At 68.3% G+C, this 9,836-nt stretch carries 7 protein-coding genes and 1 pseudogene; 6 read left to right on the top strand and 2 right to left on the bottom strand.

Going from position 1 to position 9,836, the window contains the following annotated elements; translation table 11 throughout:
• The 3 genes and pseudogenes from QWY76_RS18485 to lhgO all read left to right on the top strand — a co-directional run.
• Nucleotides 1-453 (top strand): annotated as a pseudogene (locus tag QWY76_RS18485) (formaldehyde dehydrogenase, glutathione-independent); the annotation flags it as partial.
• Nucleotides 454-999: 546 nt separating this feature from the next.
• Nucleotides 1,000-1,980 carry a glutarate dioxygenase GlaH gene (gene glaH / locus QWY76_RS18480; protein WP_290312977.1) on the top strand — a complete coding sequence of 327 codons (981 nt, stop codon included), beginning with the start codon at nucleotides 1,000-1,002 and terminating at the stop codon, nucleotides 1,978-1,980.
• 92 nt (nucleotides 1,981-2,072) lie between these two features.
• Entirely contained in the window at nucleotides 2,073-3,269 is a 1,197-nt protein-coding gene (gene lhgO / locus QWY76_RS18475; RefSeq protein ID WP_290312976.1) for an L-2-hydroxyglutarate oxidase, read from the top strand.
• 131 nt (nucleotides 3,270-3,400) lie between these two features.
• Here the strand turns inward: lhgO and QWY76_RS18470 are convergent, their stop codons facing one another.
• Entirely contained in the window at nucleotides 3,401-5,110 is a 1,710-nt protein-coding gene (locus tag QWY76_RS18470) for a cation:proton antiporter domain-containing protein (RefSeq protein ID WP_290312975.1), read from the bottom strand.
• A 284-nt stretch (nucleotides 5,111-5,394) separates the two neighbouring features.
• Between QWY76_RS18470 and QWY76_RS18465 the strand changes: the two genes are divergently transcribed.
• The 3 genes from QWY76_RS18465 to QWY76_RS18455 are packed head-to-tail and all read left to right on the top strand — an operon-like array spanning nucleotide 5,395 to nucleotide 9,001.
• Nucleotides 5,395-6,357, top strand: a complete 963-nt coding sequence (locus QWY76_RS18465) for a TAXI family TRAP transporter solute-binding subunit (protein ID WP_290312974.1) — start codon at nucleotides 5,395-5,397, stop codon at nucleotides 6,355-6,357.
• A gap of 20 nt (nucleotides 6,358-6,377) precedes the next feature.
• Nucleotides 6,378-6,950: a DUF1850 domain-containing protein gene (locus QWY76_RS18460; protein WP_290312979.1), complete on the top strand. Its 573-nt coding sequence runs from the start codon at nucleotides 6,378-6,380 to the stop codon at nucleotides 6,948-6,950.
• Nucleotides 6,951-6,994: 44 nt separating this feature from the next.
• Complete coding sequence (locus QWY76_RS18455) at nucleotides 6,995-9,001, top strand: TRAP transporter permease (protein WP_290312973.1); 2,007 nt, start codon at nucleotides 6,995-6,997, stop codon at nucleotides 8,999-9,001.
• 59 nt (nucleotides 9,002-9,060) lie between these two features.
• Here QWY76_RS18455 and QWY76_RS18450 read toward each other — a convergent pair whose 3' ends face one another.
• On the bottom strand, nucleotides 9,061-9,768 hold the full coding sequence (locus QWY76_RS18450) for a YbaY family lipoprotein (RefSeq protein WP_290312972.1): 708 nt from the start codon (nucleotides 9,766-9,768) through the stop codon (nucleotides 9,061-9,063).
• Between the last annotated feature and the right edge of the window lie 68 nt (nucleotides 9,769-9,836).

Below are 9,836 nucleotides of genomic sequence, written 5' to 3'. Positions count from 1 at the left end.
GAGGCGATCCTCGGCGAGCGCGAGGTCGATGCCTTCGTCGACTGCGTCGGCTTCGAGGCCCATGCCTGCGGCCACAACCACGGCAAGGAGGCGCCGGCCACCGTGTTGAACTCCGCCATGGCGCTGACCCGCGCCGGCGGCCAGATCGGCATCCCGGGGCTGTACGTGACCGCGGACCCGGGCGCGACCGACGAGGCGGCCAAGCACGGCGCGCTGAGCATGCGCTTCGGGCTCGGCTGGGCCAAGTCGCATTCCTTGCATACCGGCCAGTGCCCGGTGATGCAGTACCACCGGCCGCTGATGCAGGCGATCCTGTTCGACAAGGTCAAGATCGCCGATGCGGTCAACGTCCAGATGATCACCCTGGACGAGGCGCCGCAGGGCTACGCCGACTTCGATGGTGGGGCGGCGAAGAAATTCGTCATGGACCCCCACGGTAGCGTTGCCGCTTAACGGCGGCGCGGCCAGCCCGTTCGGGGATGGACCCCCATGGCAGCGTCGCCGCCCGATTGAGGCTTGAAACGAACGGCCTCGCTCAGCAATGAGCGAGGCCGTTTTCATTCTGTTGATCTCGATCGGCCGGTATCGCTCGCTGCTCCGAGAGCCGGTGGCGATGGCGGTGCCGGTGCCGGTGCCTCAGCAGCATCTCGCGGAGGCGGGGCCCGGCCACAGGCCCTGAGCCGTTGGCGAGAACGCTCCCTCGCCAACCAACGAGGCCCGGCCAATGCCGGGCCTCGTTGCGTTGGCTCCCGTCGATTGGGTGTCGAGCCGAGCGAGCCTCTGCCACCGCGCCTGCACGACCCGCCCGCCTTGCTCGCGAACCTCGCCATGCAGGCAGGCGGCGGCGTATCGCCCTCGTCACCGGACATGAATCGGCTGGATGCGCTCCGCTCGCAGGCGAAGAGGCGGCCTTGGACGTGAATGGATGTCGTTGTGTTGATATTTTATAAAAATATAGATATTTTGAGTCATCGATGCTCGAGACCATGGAGACCCGACATGACTGCGCTGACCCTGCTTTCCGATACCGCCATGCCGCTGCCCGCCGACCTCCGGGGTTTCAGCCTGGCGCCGTCCGCCCAGTCGCCGCGGCTGCTGCAGCTGACCGTCTCGCGTGAGGTGGTCGAGGCCTTCCTCGCGGCCGTGGCCGAGTGGCCCGTCCAGGCCCTGGAATACAAGTCCATGCTGCGTTTCCGGGTGGCCAGGATCCTCGACGACCTGTGCGGCAACACCCTGCAGCCGGTGCTGATCAATACCCTGGTGGATCGGCAGACGGGCGGCCTGCAGGTCACGCCCGAGGGCCTCGACGACGTCGAGCAGGCCGACGACATGGTCAAGTTCGCCACCGCCGTGGCCCACCTGATGGGGCGTTCCAACCATGACGCCATGAGCGGCCAGTACTATGCGCGCTTCGTGGTGCGCAACGTCGACGCGTCGGACAGCTACCTGCGGCAGCCGCACCGGGTGATGGAGCTGCACAACGACGGTACCTTCGTCGTGCAGGACACCGACTACGTGCTGATGATGAAGATCGACGAGCGGCACATGGCGGGCGGCGACTCGCTGCTGCTGCACCTGGACGACTGGGAGGACCTGGCGCGCTTCCACCGCCACCCGCTGGCGCGTCGCGAGCTGCGCTGGACCGCGCCGCCGAGCAAGAACGTCGCCAAGGATGTCTTTCACCCGGTGTTCGACGTCGACGCCGAGGGGCGGCCGATCATGTCCTACATCGACCAGTTCGTGCAGCCCCGGGACTTCGAGGAGGGCAACTGGCTGTGCGATCTCTCCGAGTCCCTGGAGGGCAGCCCGGCGATCCTTTCGGTGCCCAACCCGGTGGGCAGCTTCCTGTTGATCAACAACCACTTCTGGCTGCACGGCCGGGATCGCTTCACGCCGCACCCGGAGCTGCGCCGGGAGCTGATGCGCCAGCGTGGCCACTTCACCCACGCCAGGACGCTGCGCGAAGCGCGTCGGTCGTGAGGCGCCATGCCCCGACCGATGGGTTACCCTGACGAGGCCAGGCCACGCCGTCATCCCGGGCGTGGTGGTCGCATCAGCACAACGAGGACGGCATGTACGATTTCATCATCATCGGCGGCGGCATCCTGGGCATGTCCACCGCCATGCAGCTCAAGCAGGCCTACCCGGATCGCCGCATGCTGGTGGTGGAGAAGGAGGCAGGCGCGGCTCATCACCAGACCGGTCACAACAGTGGCGTGATCCATGCCGGCGTCTACTATACGCCGGGCAGCCTCAAGGCCCGCTTCTGCCTGGCCGGCAACCGCGCCACCCGGGAGTTCTGCGACGCCCACGACATCGCCTACGACATCTGCGGCAAGCTGCTGGTGGCCACCAATGACCTGGAGTTGCAGCGCATGAAGGCGCTGTGGGAGCGCACCGCCGCCAATGGCCTGGAGCGAGAATGGCTGGAAGCCGAGGCACTCGCCGAGCGCGAACCCAATATCACGGGCATCGGCGGCATCTTCGTGCCCTCCAGCGGCATCGTCGACTTTGCCGCCGTGACCCGGGCCATGGCCGCCGAGTTCGAGCGGATGGGCGGCGAGATCCGCTACGGGACCGAGGTCACCGCCCTGGAGGAGCGTCGCCGGGAAGTGGTGGTGACCAGCGGTGCCGGCGAGTTCACCGCGCGGTACCTGGTGAGCTGCTCGGGACTGATGGCCGACCGGGTGGTGCGTATGCTGGGCCAGGATCCCGGCTTCAGCATCTGCCCGTTCCGCGGCGAGTACTACCGGCTGCCCGAGCGGCACAACGACATCGTCAACCACCTGATCTACCCGATCCCGGATCCCGCCATGCCGTTTCTCGGCGTGCACCTGACGCGGATGATCGACGGCTCCGTCACCGTCGGTCCCAACGCCGTGCTGGCCTTCAAGCGCGAGGGCTATCGCAAGCGTGACGTCTCGCCCCGCGACCTGGCGCAGATGCTCACCGACCCGGGCATCCTCAAGGTGCTGAGGCGCAACCTGCGCCCCGGCCTCGTCGAGATGAAGAACTCGCTGCACAAGCGGGGCTATCTGGGACTGGTACGCAAGTACTGCCCGAGCCTCGCCGTCGACGATCTGGGCGACTATCCCGCCGGGGTCCGCGCCCAGGCGGTCTCCCGCGACGGCAGGCTGGTGGACGACTTCCTGTTCGTGAACACCCCGCGCACGGTGAACGTGGGCAACGCCCCGTCGCCGGCGGCCACCTCGGCGCTCCCCATCGGGGCGCATATCGTCGAGAGGGTGAAGCAGCAGGTCGAGGACTGAGGTGTCCCGACGCCGGGCATCCTCGCCGCCGGCAGCGGCCGCTGAGCCGCCAGCAGATCCGCTTCCGGCGGCGTGGGGGGGAGGGGCCGGCTGGCGCTCGGGGGCCGGGGCCAAGCGGTCGCGGTCGAGGCCTATCCAGGATGGTCGCCCGGTGGCGCGACGCGCGTCAGGATATGCTCGGCCATGCCCTTCGCCAGCTCCTCCTCGCCGCGGAAGATGCGATCGACCGCTTCCCTGGCCAGCAGCCTGGCGTCGTCTTGGCTCTGGGCGCGCACCGCCACCTCGATGTCGGGATTCAGCGTTCTCGCCGTCCCGGTCATCTGAGGCACGTCGCGGGTATCGGAAATGGCGATGACCAGCATGGCGGCACGGGCGATGTGCGCCTGAATCAGCACGGAGGGCTCGGCGGCGTTGCCCGATACGGCCGCGATATCCTGCTGGCGCAGCGCTTCCACCAGTTCGCGGTTCTGTTCGACCACGACGAACGGGATACCCCGCCTGCCAAGCGCGTCACCGATCTGTTGTCCGACACGACCATAACCGACCAGGACCACTTGTCCCTCGAGGTAACGCTCTGCGGTCGACAGGGGAAGCTCGGCGAAGGGGTCCTGGCGTTGATCCAGTTGACGGGCCAGCCGGGAAGTTTCCAGCACCTTGTTACGCAGCGGCTCGATCAGGCCGAAAATCATGGGATTGAGTGCAATCGAGATCAAGGCGCCGGCCAGGATCAGGCTCTGACCTTCTGCGGTGAGGAGACCCAGTGACATGCCGAGGGTGGCCAGGATGAAGGAGAATTCCCCGATCTGGGCGAGGCTCGCCGCCACCGTGAAGGCCGTGCTGAGTGGATAGTGAAAGGCGATGACCAGCAAGGCGGCGGCGACGGACTTGCCGAGGATGATGATGGCCACGACGCCCACCACGCGAAGCGGGCTGTCTATCAGCACACCAGGCTCGAACAGCATGCCCACGGAGACGAAGAACAGCACCGCGAAAGCGTCACGCAGCGGCAAGGATTCTTCCGCCGCCCGGTGGCTGAACGTCGATTCCCGCATGACCATGCCGGCGAAGAAGGCGCCGAGCGCGAAGGAAACGCCAAACAGTTCGGCGGCACCGAAGGCGATGGTGATCGCCGCCGCGATGACGGCGAGCGTGAACAGCTCCCGGGAGCCCGTCCGCGCCACCAGCCACAGCACCCAGGGCATGACGCGGCGTCCCACGACCAGCATCAAGGCCACGAAGGCGCCGACCTGCAGGAACGTCAGGCCCAGGGTCCGCCACAGGGGAGGCGGGAGGGCGCCGTCTGTCTCGGTGCCGCCGAGCATCCCGGCCAGGGGGGGGAGCAGCACCAGCACCACCACCATGGCCAGGTCTTCCACGACCAGCCAGCCGACCGCGATGTAACCATTCATCGACGCCAGGATCCCGCGGGCTTCCAGCGCCTTGAACAGCACCACCGTGCTGGCCACCGACAGCGAGAGGCCGAACACCAGGCTACTCCCGAGCCCCCAGCCCCAGGTCCCCGCGAGGGCCATGCCCAGCAGCGTCGCCACCGTCATCTGGGCAATGGCGCCAGGCAGCGCCACACGCTTGACCGAGAGCAGATTGTCCAGCGAGAAGCGCAGGCCCACGCCGAACATCAGCAGCATGATGCCCAGCTCGGCCAGCTGACTCGCGGTCCCCATGTCGGCCACGTAGCCCGGTGTGGCCGGCCCGATGGCGATGCCCGCCAGGAGATAGCCCAGCAGGGCGGGAAGCTTCAACCTTTCGGCGAGGATGCCGAGCACCAGGGCGAGACCCAAGCCCGCGGCCAACGTCGTGATGAGTGTCGTGTCGTGCGGCATGGACCCTGCGTCGCTGTGATGGACGGGGGGTGGACGTCAAGTCGACTCGTGTCCTCGAATGTCCCGGCTGGACCCAGTATATGTCCAATCCTCCGGTGGCGAGTCGCTACCGCGGCTCGCCGCACGAGTCGGGAGGCGTCGGGTTTTGCCGAAAGTATTAGGGAACGTAGAAATTATTACCTGGCCCCGGCGTCAGGGGGCTGCTAGCGTCTTTCCAGGCGGTGAGCGAAAGCATCGCCCACAATAAGGACAACGCCTTACCGATTCGCGACGGAGGATCCTTCATGCGAGCACTCAAGTATGCCCTGGCGGCCTCGCTGCTGGTGGCGGCCCCCGCGGCCCTGGCCCAGCAGCAGCTGTCCATCGCCACCGGTGGCACCGGCGGTACCTACTACCCCTATGGCGGTGGCCTGGCCGAGCTGATCGGCGAGCACGTCGAGGGCTACGACGCCGTGGCCGAGGTCACCGGCGCCTCGGTGGAGAACATGGGGCTGGTCTGGCGCGGTGACTCCGACCTGGCGCTGGCCCTGGCCGATACCGTCTACCAGGCCTATAACGGCACCGGCGATTTCGAGGGCCGCCAGCTCGAGAACATCCGCGCCCTGGCCTCGATCTACCCGAATGCCGTGCAGATCGTCACCCTGGCGGACTCCGGCATCGAGTCGCTGTCCGACCTCGAGGGCAAGACGGTCTCGGTGGGCGCGCCGGGCAGCGGCACCGAGCTCAATGCCCGGGCAGTGCTCGAGTCCAACGGCATCACCTACGACGACATCGATGCGCGCCGGCTCAATTTCAACGAGACCGCCGATGCCATCCGCGACGGCGACATCGACGCCGGCTTCTGGAGCGTCGGGCCACCCACCAGCTCGATCCTCAACCTGGCCACCACCCGCGATATCCGCCTGATCGGCCTGACCGACGAGGAAGTGGCCAACGCCAAGGGCGAGGAGCCGGTGTTCGCCGCCTACCAGCTCAAGGCCGGGCTCTACGAGGGCATGGAGGAAGCGGTGCAGACCATCGGCATCCCCAACGTGCTGGCGGTGAGCAGCGAGATGGACGAGGAGCTGGCCTACCAGATCACCAAGACCCTGTTCGAGCAGACCGACCAGCTGATCGCCATCCACCCGGCGGCCAACGACACCACCGTCGAGTTCAGCGTCGAGTCCACGCCCATCGCCTTCCATCCCGGCGCGCTGCGCTACTACGAGGAAGTGGGCGCCGAGATCGCCGACCGTCAGCGTCCCTGAGGGACGTCGACATGTCGTGGATGCCCCGGGGGCGGGCCGCCTGGCTCGCCCCCGGGCTTTGGCTGATGCTGGGGATCGCCGCGCCGGCCCTGGCCGACGGCGGGTGCCCGACCCACGAGCTGCGGGTCCGCGACGCCGAGGGCCGGGTCCTGGTGCGGTTGCCGATGCCCGAAGGGGCCGGCTGGTGCCTGGCCTGGAACCATTCAGTGGAGGGGTTTCCCGTCCATGACTGCTATCGCAACCGGGGCGGGCACATGGTGCTGGAGCGCAGCCACCTGCCGGACTTCGCCGCCGGCCTGGACCACATTCCCGGGCGTGGCCGCCAGGTCTCCGACGGGAAAGGGGGCTACTGGATCGAGGCCATCGACGAGCCGGTGCCCGGCGACCGCTACCGCCTGCGGGTGGGCGCCAGGCGCGTCGCTCATCGCCTGGTGCGCCACGGCGAGCCGCGCCTGGCGGCCCTGCTGGCCGAGGCCCGGGTTTGCGGTGCGGGACCCTACGACGTCGACTCGGCGGCCCCGGTAGTGGTCAGCCTGAGCGAGCGGGCCGCCAACCAGCGCGTGACCCTCGCCCTGGAGCCCACCCTTCCCTGACGCGGCCCGCCACCAGCGGGCCCCAACCCTGCGAGTGAGACGCTATGAGCGAAGAGGTCACTTCCCCCATCGTCCCCGGTAGCCAGGCGCCGCACTCGCGCCCGGTGCTGTGGCTGATCAGCCTGGTGGCCGTGGCGCTGTCGCTGTTTCAGCTGTATTCCGCCGGCATCCAGCCGCTGGGCCTGTTCTACCAGCGCAGCATCCATCTGGCGCTGATCATGATGCTGGCCTTCCTGATGTTCCCGGTCTTCGGCCCTCGGCACCGACGGGGCCTGGCCGGCGGGGCGATCGACCTGGTGTTCTTCGCCGGCGCGGTGATCACCGGCGGCTACCTGGTGCTGTACCTCGACGAGATCATCAACCGTGCGGGCTTCTGGAGCCAGACCGACATCGTGATCGGCTGCATCGCCACCGTTACCGTGCTCGAGGCGAGCCGGCGGGCGGTGGGGCTCGGCATGACGATCATCGGTATCCTGGCCATCCTCTATGCCTTCGCCGGGCCCCGCGGCGAGCTGCCCTGGCTCGGCCAGTTCCTGCCCGGGATCCTCGAGCACCGCGGCTACAACCTGGACCGCCTGGTCGGCCAGCTGTATCTGGGGCAGGAGGGCATCTTCGGCCTGCCGATGGGCGTGGCGGCCACCTATATCTTCATCTTCGTGCTGTTCGGCGCCTTTCTCGAGATCACCGGCGCCGGCAAGTTCTTCATCGACCTGGCCTACGCCGCCACCGGTCGCCAGCGCGGCGGGCCGGCCAAGGCCGCGGTGATCGCCTCCGCCGGCATGGGCTCGATCTCCGGCAGCGCCATCGCCAACGTGGTGACCACCGGGGCCTTCACCATTCCGCTGATGAAGCGCCTGGGCTACAAGCCCCACCAGGCCGGCGGCATCGAGGCGGCCGCCTCCACCGGCGGTCAGATCATGCCGCCGCTGATGGGCGCCGGCGCCTTCCTGATCGCCGAGTACACCCGCATGCCCTACCTCGAGGTGGTCAAGGTCAGCATCCTGCCGGCGATCATGTACTTCGGCACCGTCTACCTGCTCGTGCACATCATCGCGCTCAAGCAGGGCATGCAGGGCATGGCCAGAAGCGAGCTGCCACAGATGCGCGACGTCATGGGCGCCGGCTGGCACTTCCTGCTGCCGCTGGCGGTGCTGGTCTGGCTGCTGGTGATGAACATGTCGCCGATGCGGGTGGGCTACTACGCCATCCTCACCATGCTGGCGGTGGCGGCGGCGCGCTTTGCGGTGTGGTTCCTGTTCATCGCGCCGCGCGAGGGCCAGCGGGTGACCGGCGAAACCCTGCGAGAGGCGGTGAAGAGCGGGCTGGTCAAGCTGGTCGGCGGCCTCGAGCTCGGGGCGCGCAATGCCGTGGCGGTGTCGATGGCCTGCGCCGTGGCCGGGGTCATCGTCGGGGTGGTGGGCCTGACCGGCCTGGGGCTCAAGTTCTCGGCGATGATGATGGCCTTCTCCGGCGGCAACCTGCTGCTGGCGCTGGTGATGGTGCTGCTGGCCAGCCTGGTGCTGGGCATGGGGCTGCCGGTGACCGCCAGCTACATCGTGCTGATCGTGCTGGTCGGGCCGGCGTTGACCGCGGAGTTCGGGGTGCCGCTGCTGATCGCCCACCTGGTGGTGTTCTGGTATTCCCAGGACTCCAACGTCACCCCGCCCATCGCGCTGGCCGGCTTCGCCGGGGCGGCGATCGCCGGGGCCAAGCCCATGGACACCGGCTTCCAGGCCTGGAAGTTCGCCAAGGGGCTCTACCTGATCCCGCTGTTCATGGTCTTCAATCCGGAGATCATCATGGGTGGGCCGCTGCCGCTGCTGGTGTGGAGCACACTCACCGCCTTCCTCGCCCTGGGCGCCTTCGCCGCGGCCCTGGAGGGGTATCTGTTCACGCGCATGTCGGCGCCGGTGCGCCTGGTGCTGCTGCCGGCCATCGTCGCCGTCTTCTATCCCAGCCTGGTCGCCGAGGCGGTAGGCGCCGCGGTGATGGCGCTGGCCATCGCCGGCAACTGGGTGGCCAGCCGGCGGCAAGGACTGGCCGCCGGCTAGCCTCGCGGCTTGCACAGGCCTCGCCCGGACGCGCCGGGCGGGGCTGGCGCGGGGGAGGGTTACTGGCCGGCGGTGGTCGCGTCACCCTCGCTCGAGGTGGTGGGTTCCTGCATCTCGGTGGCCTGCTCGTCGATCGCCTCCATGCTCTCGCCGGAGGCCTCGTCGGCGGTGTCGCTGGACGCGCCGGCCGCGTCATCGGACTCGAGCATGTCCTGCTGCGCTTCCTGCAGGTTCTCGTCACCGGCGGCCTCGCTGGTCACCGGCTCCAGCACCAGGGTGATGGGGCCCTGCTCGGCGTCGGGGCCGACCTCGACCGTGTGGCGCTCCTTGGTGGTCCAGCGCAGGTTGTCGTCGCCATCGCGCAGGGTCGCCTGCAGGATGTGGGCGTGGTCGGCGGTCACGGCCGAGACATCGTAGTCGAGGGCGAACTCGACGGGCTCACCGTCCTCGGGCGTCACCGTGGTCTCGGTGATCACGGTGGCGGGGGCATCCGCCTCGGCCACTTCCCGCAGGCTCACCGTCACCTCGGCCTCTTCCGGCAGCGGGGTCTCGGTGGCGGCGAATTCCAGCATGCCCTGCAGGGTCTGGCTGGCCTGCTGTTCGGCCTCCTGGGGCTGCTCGGCCTGGCTGGTGGTCTCTTCCTGGGGCTGCTCGGCCTGGCTGGTGGTCTCGTCCTGGGCGGCCTGCTCGGTGTCCTCACCGTTGTCGCAGCCGGCCAGGGCCAGGGTGCCCGTGAGGGCGGCAGCAATGAAAAGATGGCGCTTCATGGTCGTTCTCCTTCGGCACGGTGTCCTTGTGGACGATATCCAAGTGGATAGGGTAGGTCGCGTTCCCG

The organism is Halomonas maura (assembly GCF_030409305.1).
GTDB lineage: Bacteria > Pseudomonadota > Gammaproteobacteria > Pseudomonadales > Halomonadaceae > Halomonas > Halomonas maura.
This window is presented reverse-complemented; position numbering and strand designations above follow the sequence as displayed.

Bases quoted from the DNA above. Each gene is read 5' to 3' on its own strand.
- glaH (WP_290312977.1), top strand. From the start codon at position 1,000: ATGACTGCGCTGACCCTGCTTTCCGATACCGCCATGCCGCTGCCCGCC.
- lhgO (WP_290312976.1), top strand. From the start codon at position 2,073: ATGTACGATTTCATCATCATCGGCGGCGGCATCCTGGGCATGTCCACC.
- QWY76_RS18470 (WP_290312975.1), bottom strand. From the start codon at position 5,110: ATGCCGCACGACACGACACTCATCACGACGTTGGCCGCGGGCTTGGGT.
- QWY76_RS18465 (WP_290312974.1), top strand. From the start codon at position 5,395: ATGCGAGCACTCAAGTATGCCCTGGCGGCCTCGCTGCTGGTGGCGGCC.
- QWY76_RS18460 (WP_290312979.1), top strand. From the start codon at position 6,378: ATGCCCCGGGGGCGGGCCGCCTGGCTCGCCCCCGGGCTTTGGCTGATG.
- QWY76_RS18455 (WP_290312973.1), top strand. From the start codon at position 6,995: ATGAGCGAAGAGGTCACTTCCCCCATCGTCCCCGGTAGCCAGGCGCCG.
- QWY76_RS18450 (WP_290312972.1), bottom strand. From the start codon at position 9,768: ATGAAGCGCCATCTTTTCATTGCTGCCGCCCTCACGGGCACCCTGGCC.